Origin of the sequence: Streptomyces blattellae (assembly GCF_009709555.1) — a bacterium.
GTDB classification, from domain to species: domain Bacteria; phylum Actinomycetota; class Actinomycetes; order Streptomycetales; family Streptomycetaceae; genus Streptomyces; species Streptomyces blattellae.
Window position 1 is genome coordinate 1 of the sequence record NZ_WJBG01000218.1, and the last position, 21,518, is coordinate 21,518.

The window sequence follows — 21,518 nt, forward strand, 5'->3', positions numbered from 1 at the left end:
GCCTAATGGGAGCTGCCGGGTCGGAGAGACTCGGTGCCGTAGCCGCCAGCAGGTGAGCACTTATGTCGCCGGAACCACTGTGAGTTCTGTGGTCAGACCGTGCCCCTGCTGGTTGGCCGGAAGGCCATGACCGCTGATGGGGTGGCGTGCCCGCCGAGCTGAGCGTGAGCACTGGATCCATTAGGCCGCGTGCCGTGTCTTCCGCGGGCTGCATGACCGGGAAGTACCTGACCTGGAGGATGAGTTGCTGCTGATCGGCGACGACTGGGCCGAGGACCACCACGATGTCGAAGTCCAGGACACCACCGGCCGCCGCCTCGCGACCGCAAGGTTGCCCGAGGGCGCGGACGGTATCACCAAGCTCCACGAGCTTGTGGCGAAGCATGCGGGTGAGGACCTCGTCCCCTGCGACGTGATCGTCGGGATCGAGACGGACCGCGGCACCTGGGTGCAGGCCCTGCTTGCGGCCGGCTACCGGGTCTACGCGATCAACCCTCGGCAGGTCGCCCGGTTCAAGGAGCGGTACAGCACCTCCGGCGCCAAGAGCGACAGAGGCGACGCCCACGCGCTGGCCGACATGGTCCGCATCGACCGCGACCAGCTGCGGCCCATCGCCGGCGACAGCGACCAGGCCCAGGCCGTCAAGGTCGTCGCCCGCGCCCACCAGACCCTGATCTGGGAACGCACCCGCACCTTCCAACGACTGCGCAACACGCTGCGCGAGTACTTCCCCGCAGCCCTGAACGCCTACGCGAGCCTGGAGCTGACCAGCACCGACGCGCTGGAACTGCTCATCAAGGCGCCCACCCCCCAGGCGGCGGCCAGGCTCACCCGCATCCAGATCACCGCCATCTTGGCCCGCGCCCGACGCCACAACCGGGACCAGAAGGCCGGGGCCATCCAGGCCGCCTTGCGCGAGAAGCACCTGGAACTGCCCGAGCCGGTGGCCGCCGCCTACGGGGCCACCACGACCGCCCATGCTCGTCTCCTGATCGCCCTCAACGAACAGATAGCCGCGATGGAAGAGCAGGTGAAGGCGCATTTTCTCGCGCACCCGGACGCTGAGATCTACCTCTCCATGCCCGGCATCGGAGAGATCACCGGCGCCCGGGTGCTCGCCGAGTTCGGGGACGATCCCACCCGTTACAGCTCCGCCAAGGCCCGCAAGAACTACGCCGGAACCAGCCCCGTTACCCGGGCCTCCGGCAAGAGCCACACCGTCCAGGCCCGCTACGTGCGCAACAACCGGCTCGCCGACGCGCTTCAGCGCCAGGCGTTCTCCGCCCTGCGGGCCTCACCCGGCGCCCGCCGGTACTACGACAAGCAGCGAGCCCGCGAGGCCGGCTACAACTCTGCCCTCCGCCAGGTCGGCAACAGGCTCGTCGGCATCCTCCACGGATGCCTCAAGACCCGCACCCTCTACGACGAAGCAACCGCCTGGTCGCACCACGCACAACCCCATACCGCTTGACACCAAACGACATGGGGTGTCTGACCTGGACCCCAGGGCACCTCGGCCTGGTGCCGCCGCGTCTCCGCGCGGCGGCACCAGCCCCCCGTCCCCTCACCAACGGAGGTACTTGGTGGTTGCTTCGCCTGCAGCGTTCCGCACCGGTTCCGCTGCTCTCGTGCGCACCGTGGCCCGGCCCTCGCTGCCGATTCCTCCATGCCCTGACCTCGATGACCGCTCGCCCAGTGGTTCGTCTGCCCGCGTGGCGTGGCTACGCGCGGTCTGGGCGAACAAGGACGTCACCGAGGCACTCCAGCACTCCAGCCCGGTCCTGGCCGCCCAAGTAGGGGCCCTGTGCACAGCCGAGGATCCCGCCCTCCGGGATGTGCAGCGCGCCGCGCTGTCCGTGGCCCGCTACCTGCTCCGGGCGCAGCACCGGGCCACACCCTTCGGCCTGTTCGCCGGCGTGGCCACCGCGGAGTTCGGCCCGCAGGCGCGGGCCGAATGGGGCGAGGAGCACGTGGTCGTCGGCCGGGCGGGGGCAGAGTGGCTGGCGGCCCTGGTCGCACGGTTGGAGTCATGCCCGGACCTCCTCCAACGGCTGCCCGTCGTCATCAACAACACCGTGACGTACCGGGGAGACCGGCTCATCGTGCCGTTCCAGCCCGACGTCCAGGACGACCGGACCCGCGCGGTCGAGGCGTCTCTGGCCCTGACCGGACCGGTGCGCGCGGTCCTTGCCGCGACCCGACTGCCGATCCGGTTCGGCACCCTCGCGGACAAACTCCAGGCGGAGTTCCCCGAAGCCAGTCCCGAGAGGGCACGTCGACTGCTGGCGGAGCTGATCCGGCGGCGGGTACTGATCACAAGCCTGCAGGCTCCGAGCACCGAGACCGATGCCCTCGGGTATCTGGTGGGCCAACTCGCCGCGATCGACGCCGGAAGCCTCGCCCCGGTCGCGGGGACCGTACGCGAACTCCACGCGGTCCGGGCGGGCCTGGAGGGGTGCACCACGTACGGCGGCCGGGACAGCGTCGCGGCGCGGATGCGCAACCTCGTCCCCGGCCTGCGTCGCCACCCCGTCGCGCTCGACCTCCGCCTGGACGCCCAGATCGTTCTGCCGGAAGCGGTCGCCCAAGAGATCGAGCGCGCCGCTCTCATCCTGACCCGCTTGAGCATCCGCCCGTACGGGACCGCCGCCTGGAACGAGTACCACCAGCGGTTCTACGAGCGGTACGGCATCGGCACGATGGTGCCGCTCGTGGAGGCCGTGGCGGACAGCGGCACCGGCTATCCCGACGGCTACCCAGGCGCTCCGGCCGGCGCACGCAGGCCCCGCGTCTCCGCTCGGGACGACGCCCTCGTACGGCTGGCTCAGACCGCCGCGCTCGAGGGCCGCGACGAAGTGATCCTCACGGACGAACAGATTGGGGCCCTGGACGTGGGTCCCGACAAGCCTCGGTTGCCGCCGCACTTGGAGATCGGGGTGCGGGTGCACGCGGCCAGCCTGGAGGAGTTGCAGCGCGGGCAGTTCCGGGTGGAGGTCGTCAGCGTGTCCCGTGGCGCCGGCGTCTCCACGGGCCGATTCCTCAGCGTGCTGTCCTCCGCTGACCGCGAGGCCCTGGCCGCCGAGCTTGCCGACCTCCCGGCCGCAGACGGCAACACCATGCCCGCGCAGCTCTCTTTCCCGCCCCTGCTCCCCGAGAGCGCCCACGTCACCCGCTCCCCACAGGTGCTACCCACCGTGATCAGCCTTCAGGAGCACCGCGCCCCGCAGGACATCGTCCTGACCCCGGAGGACTTGGCTGTGGGGTGCGACGGCCGCCGCATGTACCTCGCCGTCCCCGAGCGCGGACATCGCGTGGAGGCCGTCGGGATGCACGCGCTGAACCTGCGCACCCACACCCCACCACTGGTGCGGTTCCTCACCGAACTGTCCCGCGCCCAGTGCACGCAGGTCACCGTCTTCGACTGGGGCGCCGCAACGGCGATGCCGTTCCTTCCACGTCTGCGGTACGGCCGAACCGTGCTGGCCCCGGCCCGCTGGCGGCTGGAAGCGTCCGAACTGCCCGGCCATGCCCGTCCTCGGGCTGAGTGGGACGTTGCGCTCAGCGACTGGCGTGCCCGGCGGAGGCTGCCGCGCCACGTCCATCTCTTAGAGGACGACCGGCGCCTCTTCCTCGACCTCGACGAGGCCGGCCATCGTGCGCTCCTGCGCAGACACCTCGACCGTACGCGCCTGGCCGTACTCGTCGAGGCCCCGGAACCAGAGGCGTACGGCTGGTGCGGCGGGCGAGCCCACGAGGTCGTGGTGCCCCTCAAAGCAACCAGGCCGTCGACATGGCCGCCGCTGCCAGCCCCCAGCCGGGCCCGTGCCCTGTCTGCGGACCAGATGCAGACGCCTGCCTCTTCCTCGGTTCTTCTGGCCGCCCTGTACGGCGACCCCCGCCGCCAAGACGTCTTGCTCTCCCGGCACTTGCCCGGCCTCCTCGAACAGCTCGGCAACCCGCCGTGGTGGTTCATCCGCTTCCGAGACCCGGACCAACACCTCCGCGTACGCATCGCCCTCCCCGACCCGGAAGCCTTTGCCGGCACGGCCCGAACGGTGAGTGCCTGGGCCGACGAGCTACGAAGCGTCGGCCTGCTGGCCGACCTGCGCTATCCCACCTCCTACCGGGAGATGGGCCGCTGGGGCTCCGGCGCCGCATGGGAGGCGTCCGAGGAGGTCTTCCGGGCGGACTCGCGCGCCGTCCTGGCCCAGCTCACTCAGCCTCAGCGCCCTGGACCGCGCACGCGGGTGGTGGCGCACACCGTTGCGATCGCCTCCGCGTTCCTCGGCAGCACCGAGGCCGGCATGCAATGGCTGATCGAACACATCCCACCAACCGCCCCCGCGCCCGTTCCGCGCCCGCAGTTCACCGACGCCGTACGGCTCGCCGACCCGAGCGACGACTGGTCGGTGCTGCGCAGTGTGCCGGGCGGGGACGCCATCGTGTCGGGATGGGCTGACCGGGATACGGCGCTCGCTGCGTACCGGCCGCACCTGCCCGGCCCGGACACCCAGGGCATCGCCGTCGACGACGTCCTGACCTCGCTGCTGCACGTCCACTTCGTGCGCCACGTCGCCGTGAACTTTCCGGAGGAAGAGGTGTGCCTCTACCTGGCGCGTGCCGCGGCCCTGGCCTGGACCGCCCGCACTCGGGGGAGGGCCTCGTGACCGCCCACCCCGCGCTCGGCTTGGTCGACGCCATCGCCGCCCGGCTCGCCGACCCCGACATCGTGCCCCTCGGCTCCAGGCTGCTGTCCTCGGACCGGCAGCATCTTGCTTACGGCCCGCCCGGCATCGCGCTCCTGCACATCGAGCTGGCCGCTAACGGCCGCGGCCCGTGGCACCGCGCCCACGGCTGGCTCGCCGCCGCCTCCCGGCAGCCGCTCACCAGCGGCTCGGACAGCCACCCCTTCTATGGAGTGCCCGCCTTCGCCCATGCCCTGAGCTGTGCCGCCGACCACCTTCCCGGCTCCTACCAGCGCGCCCTCGACAGGATGGACGGACAGATCGCAGTCGACGTCGGACGCCGTCTCGACGCCGCACACCGCCGCATGGACGCCGGACGCCTGCCGCAGCTCGCCGAGTTCGACGCCATCCGGGGCCTCACCGGATACGGCGCCTACCTACTGCGCCGAGACCCCGGCAGCTCCACGATGCGCGCCGTTCTCGACTACTGCGTGCGCCTCACCGAACCGATCACCCACCACGGCGAGACCCTGCCGGGTTGGTGGGCGGAGACCGGGCCCTCGGGCAGCCCGGACGACCGATTCCCCGGCGGGCACGCCAACACCGGTATGGCGCACGGCATCGGCGGTGTGCTCGCGCTCCTGGCCCTCGCCGCTCGGAACGGCTCCGTCATCAACGGGCAGCATGCAGCACTGCGCACCATCCTGACCTGGCTGGACCGCTGGAAGGAGAAGTCCGACGGCGGACCGGTCTGGCCGTACTGGGTCACTCAGGGCGAGCTGCGCAGGGGGCGTCTCGCCCCGTCCGCGCCCCAGCGGCCTTCCTGGTGCTACGGCACCGCCGGCCTCGCCCGCGCCCAGCAACTTGCCGCGCTTGCCCTCGGCGATGCCAGCCGCCAGATCGAGGCGGAGAACGCGCTCGTGGCCGCCCTCACCGATCCCGAGCAGCTGAAGGCTACGACGGACAACGGCCTGTGCCACGGGTTCACCGGCCTCGCCCACGCTGCCGCGCGTATGGCCGACGACGCCCACCCCTCGACCGCGGGAAATCTCCGTGCCGCGATCCCTCCCCTCCTGGCTGCGGTCATCCCGCCGGGCACCGACCCCGAACTCATGGCCACGGCGCTCATTCAGGACGAGGACGGCGGCCCCGGCCTACTCGACGGCGCCGCCGGCATAGCCCTGGCCCTCCTCGCGCCCAGCACCGCCGCATCACCCCGGTCCGCCTGGGACGCATGCCTCCTCATCGCTTGATCCACCGACCGAAGGACCTCTATGCCTCCCGACCGCTGGCAGCAGCACAACATCACCTTCCTGGACCGGGAGAGTGCCCGGCGCACCATTGCCGAACGCCTCGGCCCAGCCCTGATCCAGGCCGAGGCCGACGGGCAGCTCACCGGCTGGTGGTTCATGAACAAGCAGCCCTGGCCGCTGCGTTACCTCGCCGACAAGCCCTCACCCGCCATTGAGTCGCTCCTGAGCGATCTCATCGGCGATGGCGTGGCCGTGTCGTGCCTGCCCGGCGTCTACGAGCCCGAGACCGACGCATTCGGCGGACCCGAGGCCATGGACGCAGCTCACGAACTGTTCCACAGCGACTCCCGCCACCTGCTCGCTTACCAGCCGAACCCGATGCACTTGGGACGCCGGGAGACCGCCGTCCTGCTGGCGAGCGTCATGATGCGCGGTGCTGGACTCGACTGGTTCGAACAGGGCGACGTATGGGCGAAGGTCGCGGCCCTTCGACCGGCCGCCGCTCCACAGCCACCCGAACGAGCCGCCGAACTGGCCCCGGCTATGCGGAAGCTCATGACCGCTGACGCCCACAGCCTCTGCCGCCTGGGCGGCCCACTCCACGCGCACGAAGAATGGGTGACCGCCCTTGAACGGGCCGGAGCCACCCTCGCCGACCTCGCAGGCCGCGGCGCCCTCACCCGCGGCCTGCGAGCCGTCATCGCCCACCACGTGATCTTCCACGCCAACCGCGCCGGTCTCCTCCGGGACGACCAGAGCGCCCTGTCCCACATCGCACGAGAGGTAGTCATGGGAACGAGTGACCACACCGAGTCGCCCACCGAGGCAACGGCCGACATGGATAGCGTCAGCGCGGTGAAAACCGACACGATCACCACCCCCACAGCGGACGCCGAACGCCTCCGCAACGCCCTGGTCGACCAGCTCCGCGCGGACGGACACGCCCGCACGCCCGCCGTCGAGACCGCGTTTCGGACCGTGCCCCGCCACATGTTCGTGCCCGAGGCGACGCTCGAAGACGCCTACGCCAACGCACCGGTGCACATCAAGTACGACACCGACGGCACGTCCATCTCCTGCGCCTCCCAACCGGGCGTCGTCGCCCTCATGCTGGACCAGCTCGACGCCCAGCCAGGCGAACGCATCCTCGAACTCGGCGCCGGCACCGGCTACAACGCCGGTCTCCTCGCCCACCTGGTCGGCGAAAGCGGCCACGTGACCACCCTCGACGTTGACGACGACCTCGTGGAAGGCGCCCGCGCCCACCTCGCCAGCGCGGGAATCACCAACGCCCAGGCCGTGACCCGCGACGGGGCTCTCGGCTACGCCGAAGGAGCGCCGTACGACCGGATCATCGCCACCGTCGGCGCCCACGGCGTACCGCACGCCTGGCTGCAGCAGCTCGCTCCCGGCGGCCGGCTCCTCGTCCCCCAGCGCCTCAAGGGCACGGTGTCCCGCTCCATCGCCTACGAGCAGCGTGACAGCCGGTGGGTGTCCCTCGGCAGCGAGATGAACACCTTCATGCCGCTTCGGAGGGGCATCGCCGACGACGTCCGCCGAGTGATCCCGCTCAGTACGGACGGCGCCGTACGACTCCAGGCCCCCGCCGGTCTCAGCATCGACGCCGATGCCCTCGCAGGCGTACTTGACCAGCCGCGCACCGAGGAGTGGACCGGCATGACGGTCCGCGCCATGGAGTCGCCGGAGTGGATGGAACTGTTCGTCACCTGCTCCCTCCCCTCCGGCCTGATCCGGATGCTGTTCCCCCGCAGCGCCAAGGGCACCCTGCTCACCGAGGACCCCTACCCCTCCTCCACCGCGGCCGTCGACAAGGGCGCCGTCACCTACCTCGCCCGGCGCGTGTCCAAGGAGAAGACCCCCGAGGGCGACAAGCTCTGGGAGTTCGGCGTCATCGGCCACGGCCCCGGCAGCGACGAACTGGCCGCGAAGGTCGCCGACGCCATCCGCACCTGGGACAGGGAGTACCGCGACCGCGAGGCCACGTTCGAGCTCCAGCCCCTGGACACCCCCGCCATCGAGCAGCGTCCCGGCCTCTTCGCCCTCGATACGCCGCTGAACCGCATCGTCGTCGATTGGCGATGACGCCCCACGCGTAGCGGATGGTGCCCGTCGGCACACGACCGGCGGGCACCGTCGCCTCAGTAGTCGTCACTCTCGACCCGGGGGATCCATGGACCCGCACGGCCCCATAGCCCAGCGCTTCCCGCTCATCGCCCGATTCCGCCCCGCCTGCCTGCCCCTCCCCAAACGGGTACGCGCGCTCGTCGACCTGGCTGACACCGCAGTGAAACAGGCCGATCAGGGGCTCGCATCGGCCGTTTACAACCAGGCCGCGCTCATCGCCTCCGACCTTGATCTCCCCGATCTCGCCCGCGAGATGTGCCACCAGCACGCCGCCGCCTACCTCCACGCCTGCCCCCTCCCCGGCATGAGCGCGATCCGAGGACTGGAACCGGTCGTCAACCTGGCCCGCCTCCAGATCCGCGCCGGCCACGCCGATGAGGGCCGTCAGCGACTGCTCGACCTGTACAAGGCGGTCGAGGCGGGCACAGCCGCCCGGTTCGAGGGCGTTACCGTACCCGCGGACCTCACTGCGACCGGCGAAGACCGCCAGGAGGTTCGTTCCTGGCTGTGGCGCGTACTCCTCGCCGACGGCACGCGCACCCTCACCACCGAGGGGCGATGGGCCGAGGCGCTGGCGCACATCGAAGCCCACCATGGCATCGGAAAGCGGATGCTCGACGGTCGGCAGGTCGCCGTACTCGCCGCCCTCGCGGCGGGTGACACCGCGTGGGCAGTTGTCCTCCTTGCCGACACGATGCCCGGCGATCCGTGGGAGCAAGCCGTCACGGCATGCCTGACCGTTCTATGCCGCCGCGACGCCGGGCAGCCGATCGACGGCCATTTGGCGGACCTGGTGACGGCCTACCTCGGACGGAAGACCGAACCCGGGATGACCGTCTTCGACACCCGGCTCGGACTTACCGTCCTCGACACGATCGGTTCCGCCGAGCCGCTCGCCGCGCACCGCATCGTCGAGGACCTCCACCGCAGGACGGCGGACGCCGAAGACGGCAAGGCGGCCCGCGAGAACTTGGCTCATCCTCTGTTCACCGAGATCGCCACGGACCGGCAAGCGCAGGACTGTCGCGCGCTGGTGCACACCTGCGCCCTCGGCGCTGGGATCCTCCCGGACGAGCAGCGAGGAGAACTGACGGCGGCTCTGCGCGCCAGCGATAGCGTGATCCGGGAAAGCCTCGCACGTCCCTCCGAGGTCGGACGTAGATCTACTATGGAGAGAGCCTGACGGACGCACCAACCTCGGAGCTTGTCGAGGGGCTGGAACTGCTTGCCCCTGGTTGTCCGCAGGGCGGCGATCAGCGCCGCCGTGTGTTTGACGGCTGCGGGGCTGGGACGGCAACCGCCGCGTGGACCGGGGCGTTGAAACGCTGTGGTGTGCTGCGGGCTCGGCTCGTCCCGCGCGCCCGCGCCACACACTGACTCTGCCGAAGGTCTGGATCGAGCACACCGGCATGGCCGAGGGCCGGGCCGTCTTCGCCCTGTCCGGCCTGCCCGCCGCGTAGCGACCTCCCGGGGTTCGGGCGGGCGGGTGAACGAGGGGCAAAGCCTGCCCGGGCCCCAAGCACCGCCGCGATACTGGCCGCCATGACAAGCTGACACGGGCGACGGCGGACGGCACCGAGCCCGCCTTGGACCCCGACCCGACCGCGTTCTACGGCCGGCCCAGGGACAGCCGACTGGAGGCTACGTGGCCGGAGCCTGCGGCCCCACTCGGACTGCAGGTAGGCCTCCCCACGGCTGCTGTAAGCCGGCCGTCGAGTTCGGCAGCGTGGTTGACAGGGCCGAAGATGATCTTGGCGCACGTAGTCACCCTGCTGCACGGGCACGCCAAGCTCGCCGACGACGGTGCCGCCTCGTCGAGTTCGCAAGCCGGGTCCGCGGGGAGGCCGTAGCCGGGCTGTCCCTGAAGCCGCGCACGTACGTCTTCCCTGTGTTCTCGCTGCGCTGGTGGGCGGCCCATCCCGCGGCAAGGGCGGGAAGAGGGTTATCTTCGCCGTGCCGGCCGATCAGGACGCCGTAGAGTCGGCCGTCGTGCTGGGACCGCTGGTCGTGCGGGTCACGGTGCAGCGTGGTCAAGACCGTCCATGGCATGCGTTCCAGGGCGGTGCCCGGTTCGGCGGTGAACTCTGCCTCGACTCCGATCACCGGCCCACTCCCGGAGCAGCCGGATCGCCTCTGCAGGGCCGCCAGCCCTCCCTGGTGACTCCGTACGGCGAAATCAGTGTCAGCGCAGTTGCTCCCACAACTCGCGCAGGGCCCGCACCTCATCCGCGACCGAGGATACGGATCGGGAATCGACGCACGGCAGGGCGATCCGGCGGCCGGAGCTGAGGCGGACTACGACCCACTCGCCGCTCAGCTTGTTCCTGCGGATCTCGAAGTCCTGGATGTCGCTCCACGCCATTCGCCTCGTCTCCAAGGGGAAGCGCGCCTCGATGTAATCGGGGTGCGTGGTCGTCGCAAACCCCTTGCTGACCCACCACTTGCCGCTGCTGTAGGTGCGAAAAGCCGCCTCGTCTGTCATGGCCGGCGATCGTAGGCCAGCGGGACCGGGACCCCTCCCCGTTTCCCGAATGAGGCTCAGTCAGGTTGTCCTTCCGCTCCCAACCGATCGCGCACCGCGTCCCGAACCGGCCAACAAGCGAAGCTCTGCTCGCCACGTGAGCCGTAAGACGCCACGGACAGGAACGACGAACGCGGATGTTCTCCGGCGTCGAGGGCGATCCCGCGGCTGGGTGGCACGTCAGGGGCCTGGAGGATGCGGTGGACGCGAGAGTGCTGGTATCGGGCCCACCGCACCGCCGTAAGTGGGCCCGAGTCAGTTCAGGCCGGCCGTCTTCAGCCAGGACTTGGCGACGTCCAGCGGGTCCTTGTTGTCGAGCTGGACCTGGGAGTCCAGGTCGAGCAGGGTCTTGGTGTCGAGCTTGGCGGAGACCGCGTTGAGGGCGTCGATGCCCTCCTGGGAGAGGCCGGACTTGTAGGCCAGCGGCGTCACGTTGGCGAAGCCGAAGAGGTTCTCCGGGTCCTGGAGGACGACGAACTTCTCCTTGGTGATGTTCGGGTCCGTGGTGAAGATGTCCGCGGCCTGCACGGTGTTGTCCTTCAGCGCCGCCGTGGTCAGCGGGCCGCCCGCGTCGAGCGCCTTGAAGGACTTGAACTCCAGGCCGTACACGTCCTTCAGGCCGACCAGGCCCTGCTGGCGGGTCTGGAACTCGGGCGAGCCGCCGATGACCATCTCGGGGGCCACGTCCTTGAGGTCCGCGAGGGTGGACGACGCGGTGAGGTCGTACTTCTCCGCGGTCTCCGCGTTCACCGTCACGGAGTCCTTGTCCTCGGCCGGCGAGGGTTCGAGGAGCGTCAGCTTGGAGTCGAGCTTGCTCTCCACCGCGGAGCCGACGGCCTCGACGGACGTCTGCTCCGCCTCCGGGTCCAGGTACGCCAGCAGTGAGCCGTTGTACTCCGGCAGCACGGTGATGGAACCGTTCTTGAGCATGCCGTAGGTCGTCTCGCGGCTGCCGATGTTCGGCTTGTACTCGACCTTGATGCCCTTGGCCTTCAGGGCCTCGCCGTAGATGTCGGCGAGCAGGATGCTCTCGGCGAAGTTGTTCGAGCCGACGACGACCGTGTCGCCGTCCGCCTGGTCTTCGGCCAGCGGGTTGTCCGACTCGTCGGAGTCGGACGAGCCGCACCCGGCAACGAGCGCCGCCACCGCGGCAAGGGCGACCGCGGCCGCGCGAGGGTGTCGCATGCTGGACCAGCTGCTCTTCACGGTAGAAGTCACGATTCCCGTTCCGGGCTCAGAGGTTGAATGACATCAGAGGTTGAATGACATCAGAGGCTGAATGACCTGTATCTGATCCAATCCAGCCACTTCTTGGTCAGTCAAGGCCAGCCGGGTCACCAATTGGCTTCGATGCGTACCCGATCGTGAAGATACCGGGAAGGATCCGGCCGGGAGCCGCAGTCGGGTTGTAACGGATTCTTGACTCAGGGTGCGGAGGTACCGCTTCCGAAGAGCCTGTAGTCTCGCCGCAGTTGGTGAAGCACAGTGGTGTGCAGGCGCCGCTCCCCTTACATCACAATCCAGCCAGAGTCGATCAGAGACGGTCACGTGCGTTCCCGCGCCGTGCGACACCCCACGAAGGAGGCCTGGTGTCCACGAACGAGGTGGGCCTAAGGCGCTTCGCCGACCGCTGGCCGTTCAGGCGCAAGCTCAACCTGCTGGTCGGCGTGCCACTCGCCGTTCTCGCCGTGCTGCTGGCATATCTCATCACCGACCAGGTGGGCCAGGCCCGGGACGCCGCAGCCGCGGCCCGGCTGGTGCGGGACAGCGCCCAGGTCGCGGAGCTGGCCGACCGGGTGAACGCCGAGCACCAGCAGGCGATCCTGCTGTCCGTGCGGTTCGAGGCCACCGAGTCCGGCGCCCGGCCCGGCATCACCGCCTTCCGCAAGGCGCAGGCCGAGGTGGACGAGCAGGTCGAGACGGTACGCGACACCTTCGGCGACCGGCTGCCGGGCACCGAGGCCCAGGCCCTGAAGGACATCGACGGCCTGTCCAGCCTGCGGACGACGATCGAGCAGGGCTATCTGCCCGCCGACAACATCGACCCCGCCTACACCAACGCCGCCAAGGCCCTGATCGACGGTCTCGGACTCGACCGCAACCCGGCCCTCGCCGCCACCTTCACCGGCAATCTGCTGGACTCCCTGCTGCGTGCCGACGCAGCCCACAGCGCCTTCGAGACCAGCGTGTTCTCGGCGCGGACCGGAGACTCCAACGCGCTCATCGAGTTCATCGCCGCGGTCGGCAACTACGAGCTGTACACCCACCAGGCCGAGCGCTTCGCCCGGTTCGCCACCGAGGCGCAGTCCGACGAGCTGAACGGTATCGAGCACAACGCCGCCCAGGCCGAGATCCTCCGGCACTACGCGGAACTGCAGATCGACCCCAGCGGACTGCAGGCCAGTTCACCGGCGGAGATCCGCGCCGCGTTCACCGAGGCCCTCGACGGCTACCCCGACTACCGCGCGCAGTCGCAGACCCGGCTGGAGATCACCTCCTCGCTCATCGGCCAGATCGCCGACCGCGCCGACAACGCCTCCGACGACGCCTGGTGGAACGCCGCCTGGCTGCTGGGCGTGGCGCTGCTCGGCTTCGCGCTCTGGCTGGCCCTCGCCGTGGCGGTGCGCCGCTCGGTGGTCCGCCCGGTGCAGGCCCTCACCGGCGCCGCGCAGGAGGTCGCCGAGGTCGCCGGGCGCGAACTCGCCCGGGTGGCCGACGACGACGCCGAGGACGACGGCCCGCCCCTGCTGCGGGACATGCCCGTCACCGCACGCGACGAGATCGGCGACCTCGCCGAGGCCTTCAACCAGGTGCAGACCACGGCGGCGGCGCTGCTGGAGCGCCAGGTGCTCAGCCGCCGCAACACCGCCGAGATGTTCGGCAACGTGGGCCGCCGGGTCAGCAACCTGACGACTCGTCAGCTGGCGCTCATCGACGCCGTCGAGCGCGGCGAGACCGACCCGGCGCTGCTCGAACGCCTCTACTCCATCGACCACATCGCGGTCCGGCTGCGCCGCAACGCGGACAGCCTGATGCTGCTGGCCGGCATCCGCGAGACCGTCCTCGACGCCGGCCCCACCACACTCACCACCGTCGTACGGGCCGCGCTCGGCCAGATCGAGGGCTTCCAGCGGGTACGGCTCGACGCACGGGCCGACGTCATGGTGGAGCCCGACATCATCGGCGACCTCACCCTGATGGTGGCCGAACTCCTGGAGAACGCCGTGTCGTTCTCGCCGGCGGGCAGCCCGGTCGAGGTGACCGTGCACACCGGCGACGAGGGCGGCACGTCGATCGTGATCGCCGACCACGGCCTGGGTATGAGCGCCGAGCGGCTGGCCGAGGAGAACGCCCGGCTGATCCGCCGTGAGCGGCTCGACCTCGTCCCGACGAAGGTGCTCGGCCTGTTCGTGGTGGGCACGCTCGCGCGCCGCTGGTCGGTCGGCATCACGCTGACCCGGACGCCGGGCGGCGGGGTGACCGCCGAGGTGGCCATCCCGTCGTCACTGCTGCTCACGATGAGCGCGGTGACCCCGGCGCCCACGGCTCCCGCCGTGCAAGCGCCGGCCGGCCCGCACCCGTCGGCCGCGGCGGCCCGGAACGGGCCCGCCCCGCTCCCCCGCCGGGTGCCCAGACGGGAGCCGGCCGGCGCCGAGGACAAACCCGGACCCGGCACCGAGGACAAGCCCCTGATTCCCAAGCCGCGAGACGAAGCCGCCTCCGACGACGCCCAGGCCTCCGACGCCCAGGCCTCCCGCCCGCTCCGCCGCCGCGTCCGCGGAGCGACGCTCCGTACGACCGTCGGCGACACCGATCGCCAGGCCGCGCGCCCCGCCGCACCCGCCGCCGACGCGGACGCCGTCCGCAGCGCGCTGGAGGAGTTCGAGGCGGCCGTGGAACGGGCGCACCAGGACAGCGCGAGCGCGCCCGGCCCGAAGACTTCGCAGGACCAGAACCACCTCCCGGAAGGAGCGGAGCAGTGAGCACGTCGACAGGTGACACTCCCACGGGAGGCGCCACGCCCGACGAACTGCGGGCCGCAGCAGCCGACTTCACCTGGCTGCTAAACCGTTTCGCCACCGAGACCGCGGGCGTCGTCGACGCCATCGCGGTGTCCTCCGACGGTCTGCTGATCGCGGTGGCGCAACTACGGGAGCGGGCGCACTCCGAGCGGCTGGCCGCGATCGTCTCCGGCCTCACCAGCCTGGCCGCCGGCGCCTCCGGCAACTACGGCCTGGGCGCCCTGAACAAGGTCATCATCGACCTGGAGGGCGGCCATGTCCTGGTCTCCGCGATCGGCAGCGGCGCCGTGCTCGGCGTGGTCGCCGACAAGGAGGCCAAGCTGGGCAACATCGCGTACGAGATGACGCTGTTCGCCAACCGTGCCGGTGCCGCGCTCAGCCCGCAGCTCGTGCTCGAACTGAAGAACACCGTCGGCGTCCCGTCCACGGGCTGACCGGCACCGCCCGGCCGAGAAGGAGCACAGACCCATGGCGGACGGCCGTACGCCGAGCGGTGCCGGCGAGGACGGCTCACCGGAGCCGGTGGGCCCCGCCTCCGCGGTGCGGCCGTTCCTGGTCACCGCCGGCCGGGTGGCGCCGAACTCGTCCGGCCGGACGATGCCCGTCGAGACCCAGGTGGTGGCCACCGCCGAGGGCCTCGACGCGCTCGACCGGCTCTCCTTCGAACAGCACGACATCGTCGCCGCCTGCCGGCAGCCGCAGTCCATCGCGGAGATCGCGGCCCGGCTGCGGCTGCACCTCAACGTGGTCCGTATCCTCTCCGAAGACCTACGGGCGGCTGGGCAGTTGACGGTGTACGTGCCCAGCACCGACGCCACCCACGACTCATCCGTCCTGCGCAGGGTTATCGATGGCCTCCGTGCCATCCCCGACTCCCGGGGGGTACTCCGTGACTCCGACTGAACCGGTCACCGGCCGCGCGGCTGCACAGACCGCCGTACGACCGCCGCTGCCGGTGAAGATGGTGATCGCGGGCGGCTTCGGTGTGGGCAAGACCACCGCGGTCGGCTCGATCTCCGAGATAGAGCCGCTGACCACCGAGGCAGCGATCACCGAGGTCGCCGCGGGGGTGGACGACCTCTCCCACACGCCCCGCAAGACCACGACCACGGTCGCCATGGACTTCGGGTGCATCACCATCGACCCGACGCTGAAGCTGTATCTGTTCGGTACGCCCGGGCAGGACCGGTTCGGGTTCATGTGGGACGACATCGTCGAGGGCGCGGTCGGCGGCCTGGTCATCGTCGACACCCGCCGCCTCGACGACTGCTACGCCGCCGTCGACTACTTCGAGCACAAGCAGGTTCCGTTCGCGGTCGCCGTCAACGCCTTCGACGGCAAGGTCGAGCACGGACTCGACGAGGTCCGCTGGGCGCTTGACGTCGCCGAGCACATCCCGGTCATCGTCTTCGACGCGCGTGAGCGGGGCTCGGTCCGCGACGCGCTGCTGGTCGTACTGGAACTGGCGCTGGCCCGCAGCGAGGGGTGACGGGTTCGTGCTTCACCTGCGGGCCGTCTGTGACTGGTCGGCGCCGCACCAGACCGACAACGCCTCGCGGCCGCGGAGCGCTTACGCGCGGCGTACGCCCCGTGACACCGAGAGGCGGCCCGCTGCCCAGAACACGCCGAGCGTGACCAAGGCCAGGGCGGCGACCAGCGTGGCGCCGCCGACGACCTTCTCGTAGTCACGCTGGTAGAGGCCGTCGACGATGTAGCGGCCGAGGCCGCCGAAGCTGACGTAGGCGGCGATGGTGGCCGTCGAGACGATCTGGATGGCGGCCGAGCGCAGTCCGCTGAGGATCAGCGGGAGCGCGACCGGCAGTTCGACCCGGAACAGGACCTCGGTCTCGGCCATGCCCATGCCGCGGGCGGCGTCCACCGGCGCGGGATCGACGGAGCGCATCGCCTCGTAGGTGGTGACGAGGATGGGCGGGATCGCCAGCACGACCAGCGGGATCATGACGGGCGCCAGGCCGAGGCCCAGCAGTACGAACATCAGCACCATCAGGCCGAAGCTGGGCAACGCGCGGCCCGCGGTGGCGATGAGGGCGAGGATGTTGCCGCCGCGTCCGGTGTGGCCGGTGAGCAGGCCGACCGGCAGTCCGACGGCGGCGGCGATGGCGAGCGCCTCCAGCGTGTACTGGATGTGCTCGGCGAGCCGGGTCGGGATGCCGTCGTAGCCCTGCCAGTGGGCGCTGTCGCTGAAGAAGGCGTCGATGTAGTTCAGGACGTTCACCGGGCGGCCGCCTTCGCAGTGAGCGTGGGAGTGTTCTTGCGGGTGCCGCGCGGCATCCAGGGCGTGAGGAGGATACGGACGCCGATCAGGGCCGCGTCCACGAGGATGGCGAGGACCGCCGTGCCCACCACGGAGAGCCAGATCAGCCGCTCCTGGTTGTAGATCATGCCGCTGTTGAGCAGGTTGCCGAGGGCTCCCTGGTTGCCGATCAGCATGCCGACGCTGACGAGGGAGATGCTGGACACGGACGCGACGCGCAGCCCGGCGATGATCGCGGGCGCGGCGATCGGCAACTGCACCTGGACATAGCGCCGTACGGGCCCGAAGCCCATCGCGGTGGCGGCGGCGAGGGTCTCCTGCGGCACCGACCGCACCGCGTCGACGATCGCCGGGACCAGCACGACCAGGCTGTAGACGCCCAGCGGGATCATCACCGTCAGCTCGCTCTGGCCGGTGTAGTCGATGAGGATGACGAAGAACGCGAGCGACGGGATCGCGTAGAGCACGGTCGTGATCCACAGCACCGGTGGGTACAGCCAGCGCAGCCGCACGCACAGCTGGGCCAGCGGCAGCGCCACCAGCAGCCCGAACAGCACCGGAAGCAGCGCCTCGCGCAGATGCAGCATGACCAGGCCGAGGTAGCTGTGCTGGAGGTCGCTGGGCATGTCGAAGAGTTCGCTCATCGCGCGGCCTTCTCCGTCGTGCCGTCCTTCTTGCTGCCCTTGCTGTCCCTGCTGTCTTTCTTGCCGTCCGTCTTGCCGTCCGCGCGCCGCTCCGCGTGGGCGCCGCGGATCGCCTCGCCGATGGTCTGCTGGGAGACGACTCCGGCGGCCCGCCCCTCGCCGTCCACGGCGACGGCCCACCCGGTGGGTGAGAGCACGGCACAGTCCAGCGCGGCCCGCAGCGACTCCTTACCGGCGACGAACGGCCGTCCGCAGGCGAGGAGTTGGTCCTGTCGGATCTCCCCCGCGGTCAGCTCCCCCGGTTCGGCCCAGCCCAGCGGCTTGCCGTCCAGATCCGTTACGAGGAGGTAGGGCGCGTCCCCGGTAGCGCGGGCGGCGATCTGCTCGGCGGTGGCGTCGACGGCGACGATCGGCGCGGTCAGCAGTTCCAGACCCGCGGACGGGAAGAACGACAGCCGCCGAATGCCGCGGTCGGCGCCGAGGAAGTCCTCCACGAAGGCGTCCGCGGGGTCGGTCAGCAGCTCGGCGGGCGGCGCGAACTGGGCGAGATGGCCGCCGGTGCGCATCACGGCGACCATGGTGCCGAGCTTGACGGCCTCGTCGATGTCGTGCGTGACGAAGACGATGGTCTTGCCCAACTCCTCCTGAATACGCAGGAGTTCGTCCTGAAGCCCCTTGCGGACGATCGGGTCTACGGCCGAGAACGGCTCATCCATCAGCAGCACCGGCGGATCCGCCGCGAGCGCCCGTGCCACGCCGACGCGCTGCTGCTGACCGCCGGAGAGCTGGTACGGGTAGCGCTTGGCGAGCGCGGAGTCGAGTCCGACCCGCTCCATCAACTCCCCCGCGCGCGCCCGGGCCTTGTCCTTCCCCCAGCCCAGCATGCGGGGCACGGTGGCGATGTTGTCGATGATCGTGCGGTGCTGGAAGAGCCCGGCGTTCTGGATGACGTAACCCATGGACCGGCGCAGCGTGTTGACCGGCTGCTTCATGATGTCGACGCCGTCGAGGGTGATGGTCCCCTCGGTCGGCTCCACCATCCGGTTGATCATGCGCAGGGTCGTCGTCTTCCCGCAGCCCGAGGGGCCGACGAGGACGGTGATCGAGCGGTCGGGTATCTCCAGGGAGAGCCGGTCGACCGCCACCGTGCCGTCCGGGTACCGCTTCGTGACTGAATCTATCCGTATCAAAACGCCGAATACCCTTCGGGTCTGGCTGTTTCCGCCCGCTCTCGACCGTACGGGTCCGGGCCGTTGCGGGGAGAGTGTAGACGGATTGTGTTGCGGGTATTCGGCCAGCCGACGCTTCCATCACGCGGCCTTGAGGAGCGGCATACGGAGGGAGCGGGCAGGCGTTGTTCTTCTCAGCTTCTCAGGCGACCGGCACCCTCTCCGTACGCAGGACCCGTCGCTCGGCGTCCACGGCGAACACCTCGCACCCCTCCCGCCCGGCCGCCCACGCGACACCCTCCGCGCCCATGGCGAACGCCGCCGTCGCCGCCGTGTCCGCCTCGGTGAGGGTGGCCGCCACGACGGTCACCGAGAGCAGTCCGGTCGCCGGGCGCCCCGTACGCCCGTCGACGATGTGGTCGCCGCGCTCATAGCGCCCGGACGTCGCGACCGCACCGTCGGTGATCTCCAGCACGGCGCACAGCTGATCGGCGTGTTCGGGGTGCCGTATGCCCACGCGCCAGGGACCGCCCGCCACGACGACGTCGCCGCCGGCGTTGAGGCAGAACCTGCGCACGCCGGCGGCGGTCAGCAGGTCCGCCGCCCGCTGCACCGACCAGCCCTTGACGACCGCGCACGGGTCGAAGCCCTCGCCGGGCCGGCGGGCGTCGAAGGCCCCGCCGGTGGCGAGGCGGTACTCCTCACACAGGTCGAGCACTTCGGCGAGGTCCGCGCTGACCTCGCCGGGGCCGATCTCGCCCCGGTCGAGCCGGGACACCTCGCTGTCGGGCTTGAACGGGCTGAACCGTTCGTCGACCTCGCGCAGCCAGGCGTAGACCTCGTCCGCGAGCGCGGCGGGGACCTCCTCGTCGTCGATACGCAGGGAGACGGGGAAGCCCATGACGTGCTCGACCCGGCGCATGTCAGGCGCCCTGCGCGTCGAGCGCGGCCTGGAGCGACTTCTTGTAGGCGCCGCTGGTGATCGTGGCGCCGGAGACGGTGTCGATGTCGGCGCTCTGCGCTTGAAGCGTCTGCTCGATCAGCTTGGGCACGGCCTCCGTGGTCTGCGGGGAGGGCGGCGGCTGCTCCAGCAGCTTCACGGCCGTCATCTTCTCGCCCTCGAAGGTCACCTCGACCCGTAGGGTGCCGGCCGTAAAACCTCCCAGCGCGATGGGCTCGGACGAACCCGCGACGGCCTGGGTCGACGAACCCGAGGAGGAGGAACCCGAAGAGGCGGAACCCGAGGACGACCCCGGGGAGGAGGACGAGGAAGGCGCCGAGGCGGGTGGGGCGGCCTCGGCGGTGTGCGCCGTGCCGAGCGACGGCGCGTAGCGCCACACGGGGACGAGACCCGCGATCGTCAGAGCCAGTACAGGCAGTGCTCGCTTCACGGTCTCCCTCTCATCCCGCCAGGCTGAAACGCTCGAAGTGGATTTGCGGCTTGGGCACGCCCAGCTCGCGCAGGCTCCCGAGGACGGCGTTCATCATCGGGGGCGGCCCGCACACGAACACGTCCCGGTCCGCGACGTCCGGCACCAGCTTCATCAGTTCGCCCGGCGCCAGCTTGTCGGGGCTGATCGGGCCGGTCACCAGGTGCAGCTCGGCACCCCTGGTGAGGGCGAGGTCCCGCAGTTCGCCGTAGAGGACGGCGTCCCGCTCGGTGGCCACCCGGTAGATGACCACGGTGCGTCCGTGCAGCTCCTCCAGCAGGGCCCGGATGGGGGTGACACCCACGCCGCCCGCGATGAGCAGGGCCTCCGGCCGGGTGCGGTGCATCGTGGTGAAGGCGCCGTAGGGGCCCTCGGCGAAGACGCGCGTGCCGACCTTCACGTGCCGCAGGGCGGCACTGCCGTCGCCGGCCGCCTTGGCGGTGAGCCGCAGCGTGCGGCCGTCGGGGGCGGCGGAGAGGGAGTAGGGGTTGGCCTGCCACCAGCGGTCCCGGGTCAGGAACCGCCACAGGAAGAACTGGCCGGCCTGTGCGGGCATACGGTCGAGGTCCTTGCCGGTCAGGTAGATCGAGACCACGTTGTCGGCCTCGGGGACGACGGCCGTGACCCGCAGCTGGTGACGCAGGTTCCGCCACAGCGGGAGCGCCACCCGGCCGACGAACACCGCGGCGAAGGCCACGACCCACAGGGCGTTCCAGTACGTCTTGGCCGCGGACGACGAGGCGAACGTCGTACCGATCGCCACCTCGTGCGTGTAGGCCAGCAGCACGGCGACGTAGGTGTACAGGTGGATGAAGTGCCACGTCTCGTAGGCCAGGCGGCGCCGGGCGAAGCGGCCCGAGACGGCGCCCACGACGATGATGATCCCCAGCGCGACCACCGCACGCAGCACGCCCTCGATGGTCTCGACGAGGTCGACCAGCTGGTCCATCGGGTCCAGGGACGACGCCTCGGCGTAGCCGAAGATGATGAAGACGGCGTGCGCGAGCAGAGTCCACAGGATGCCGAAGCCGACCCAGCGGTGCCAGGTGGTCAGCCGGTCCATGCCGATGCGGCGGTCGAACCACGGCAGCCGGGCCACCAGCACCAGCTGGAAGGCCATCAGGAGCGCCCCGTACAGTCCGGTCAGCCGGCCCAGCACGATGAGGGTGTTCGCCGCGAATCCGGGCTGGGAGAAGAAGTAGGTCACCACAGCCACGTTCGCGGCCAGCAAGGCGTACAAGCCGGTGCGGGCGACCACCCTTGGTCGTAGCGCCGTGGGGGGCGCTGGGGGCGATTGGACGGTCGTCACTGGCGACAGCTCCTCGATTTCGGCTGGGCTTTCGAGCTTGTCCGGCGGGAGCTGTCAAAAAGCTG

Annotated in this window: 18 protein-coding genes; 10 read left to right on the forward strand and 8 right to left on the reverse strand. The window is 70.5% G+C overall.

Translation table 11 applies throughout. The annotated features are described in order from the left end of the window. Positions 1-244: 244 nt before the first annotated feature. The 6 genes from GFH49_RS30730 to GFH49_RS30755 all read left to right on the forward strand — a co-directional run bounded on the left by GFH49_RS30730 (position 245) and on the right by GFH49_RS30755 (position 9,543). Positions 245-1,471: an IS110 family RNA-guided transposase gene (locus GFH49_RS30730; protein ID WP_155053965.1), complete on the forward strand. Its 1,227-nt coding sequence runs from the start codon at positions 245-247 to the stop codon at positions 1,469-1,471. Between the two features lie 241 nt (positions 1,472-1,712). Continuing rightward, entirely contained in the window at positions 1,713-4,667 is a 2,955-nt protein-coding gene (locus GFH49_RS30735) for a lantibiotic dehydratase (RefSeq protein ID WP_155059332.1), read from the forward strand. Next, entirely contained in the window at positions 4,664-5,938 is a 1,275-nt protein-coding gene (locus GFH49_RS30740) for a lanthionine synthetase C family protein (RefSeq protein WP_155059333.1), read from the forward strand. The genes GFH49_RS30735 and GFH49_RS30740 overlap by 4 nt, the downstream gene beginning before the upstream one ends. Before the next feature lie 21 nt (positions 5,939-5,959). Beyond that, entirely contained in the window at positions 5,960-8,041 is a 2,082-nt protein-coding gene (gene fxlM / locus GFH49_RS30745; protein ID WP_155059334.1) for a methyltransferase, FxLD system, read from the forward strand. An 88-nt stretch (positions 8,042-8,129) separates the two neighbouring features. Continuing rightward, a complete protein-coding gene (locus tag GFH49_RS30750; RefSeq protein WP_155059335.1) occupies positions 8,130-9,266 on the forward strand; it encodes a hypothetical protein in 1,137 nt (378 codons plus the stop codon). Between the two features lie 121 nt (positions 9,267-9,387). Beyond that, complete coding sequence (locus GFH49_RS30755; RefSeq protein WP_155059336.1) at positions 9,388-9,543, forward strand: hypothetical protein; 156 nt, start codon at positions 9,388-9,390, stop codon at positions 9,541-9,543. Between the two features lie 722 nt (positions 9,544-10,265). Here GFH49_RS30755 and GFH49_RS30760 read toward each other — a convergent pair. Beyond that, on the reverse strand, positions 10,266-10,565 hold the full coding sequence (locus tag GFH49_RS30760; RefSeq protein ID WP_155059337.1) for a PH domain-containing protein: 300 nt from the start codon (positions 10,563-10,565) through the stop codon (positions 10,266-10,268). A 294-nt stretch (positions 10,566-10,859) separates the two neighbouring features. Next, positions 10,860-11,822, reverse strand: coding sequence for an ABC transporter substrate-binding protein (locus tag GFH49_RS30765; RefSeq protein WP_155059338.1), 963 nt, complete (start codon positions 11,820-11,822; stop codon positions 10,860-10,862). Between the two features lie 371 nt (positions 11,823-12,193). On the opposite strand from GFH49_RS30765, the gene GFH49_RS30770 reads away from it, so the two are divergent. From GFH49_RS30770 to GFH49_RS30785, 4 genes are read left to right on the forward strand one after another with little or no spacing between them, the layout of a single operon-like run. Further along, a complete protein-coding gene (locus GFH49_RS30770; RefSeq protein WP_230396596.1) occupies positions 12,194-14,587 on the forward strand; it encodes a sensor histidine kinase in 2,394 nt (797 codons plus the stop codon). Further along, the gene (locus GFH49_RS30775) at positions 14,584-15,060 is read left to right on the forward strand and encodes a roadblock/LC7 domain-containing protein (protein WP_155059339.1); all 477 of its coding nucleotides are present in this window, start codon (positions 14,584-14,586) and stop codon (positions 15,058-15,060) included. Before GFH49_RS30770 ends, GFH49_RS30775 begins: the two co-directional genes overlap by 4 nt. A gap of 34 nt (positions 15,061-15,094) precedes the next feature. Then, entirely contained in the window at positions 15,095-15,529 is a 435-nt protein-coding gene (locus GFH49_RS30780) for a DUF742 domain-containing protein (RefSeq protein WP_155059340.1), read from the forward strand. Continuing rightward, positions 15,516-16,115, forward strand: a complete 600-nt coding sequence (locus tag GFH49_RS30785) for a GTP-binding protein (protein WP_155059341.1) — start codon at positions 15,516-15,518, stop codon at positions 16,113-16,115. The genes GFH49_RS30780 and GFH49_RS30785 overlap by 14 nt, the downstream gene beginning before the upstream one ends. Positions 16,116-16,196: 81 nt before the next feature. On the opposite strand, the gene GFH49_RS30790 is transcribed toward GFH49_RS30785, so the two are convergent. The 6 genes from GFH49_RS30790 to GFH49_RS30815 form a co-directional block, all read right to left on the reverse strand. Next, on the reverse strand, positions 16,197-16,862 hold the full coding sequence (locus tag GFH49_RS30790) for an ABC transporter permease (RefSeq protein WP_155059342.1): 666 nt from the start codon (positions 16,860-16,862) through the stop codon (positions 16,197-16,199). Beyond that, positions 16,859-17,545 carry an ABC transporter permease gene (locus tag GFH49_RS30795; protein ID WP_155059343.1) on the reverse strand — a complete coding sequence of 229 codons (687 nt, stop codon included), beginning with the start codon at positions 17,543-17,545 and terminating at the stop codon, positions 16,859-16,861. The genes GFH49_RS30790 and GFH49_RS30795 overlap by 4 nt, the downstream gene beginning before the upstream one ends. Then, positions 17,542-18,735, reverse strand: coding sequence for an ABC transporter ATP-binding protein (locus GFH49_RS30800; protein WP_155059344.1), 1,194 nt, complete (start codon positions 18,733-18,735; stop codon positions 17,542-17,544). Before GFH49_RS30800 ends, GFH49_RS30795 begins: the two co-directional genes overlap by 4 nt. A gap of 181 nt (positions 18,736-18,916) precedes the next feature. Then, on the reverse strand, positions 18,917-19,636 hold the full coding sequence (locus GFH49_RS30805) for an FAD:protein FMN transferase (RefSeq protein ID WP_155059345.1): 720 nt from the start codon (positions 19,634-19,636) through the stop codon (positions 18,917-18,919). A gap of 1 nt (position 19,637) precedes the next feature. Then, positions 19,638-20,105, reverse strand: coding sequence for an FMN-binding protein (locus GFH49_RS41655; RefSeq protein WP_155059346.1), 468 nt, complete (start codon positions 20,103-20,105; stop codon positions 19,638-19,640). 10 nt (positions 20,106-20,115) lie between these two features. Beyond that, on the reverse strand, positions 20,116-21,453 hold the full coding sequence (locus tag GFH49_RS30815) for a ferredoxin reductase family protein (RefSeq protein WP_196218173.1): 1,338 nt from the start codon (positions 21,451-21,453) through the stop codon (positions 20,116-20,118). Positions 21,454-21,518: the final 65 nt, after the last annotated feature.

Bases quoted from the DNA above. Each gene is read 5' to 3' on its own strand.
- GFH49_RS30780 (WP_155059340.1), top strand. From the start codon at position 15,095: ATGGCGGACGGCCGTACGCCGAGCGGTGCCGGCGAGGACGGCTCACCG.
- fxlM (WP_155059334.1), top strand. From the start codon at position 5,960: ATGCCTCCCGACCGCTGGCAGCAGCACAACATCACCTTCCTGGACCGG.
- GFH49_RS30795 (WP_155059343.1), bottom strand. From the start codon at position 17,545: ATGAGCGAACTCTTCGACATGCCCAGCGACCTCCAGCACAGCTACCTC.
- GFH49_RS30760 (WP_155059337.1), bottom strand. From the start codon at position 10,565: ATGACAGACGAGGCGGCTTTTCGCACCTACAGCAGCGGCAAGTGGTGG.
- GFH49_RS30750 (WP_155059335.1), top strand. From the start codon at position 8,130: ATGGACCCGCACGGCCCCATAGCCCAGCGCTTCCCGCTCATCGCCCGA.
- GFH49_RS30805 (WP_155059345.1), bottom strand. From the start codon at position 19,636: ATGCGCCGGGTCGAGCACGTCATGGGCTTCCCCGTCTCCCTGCGTATC.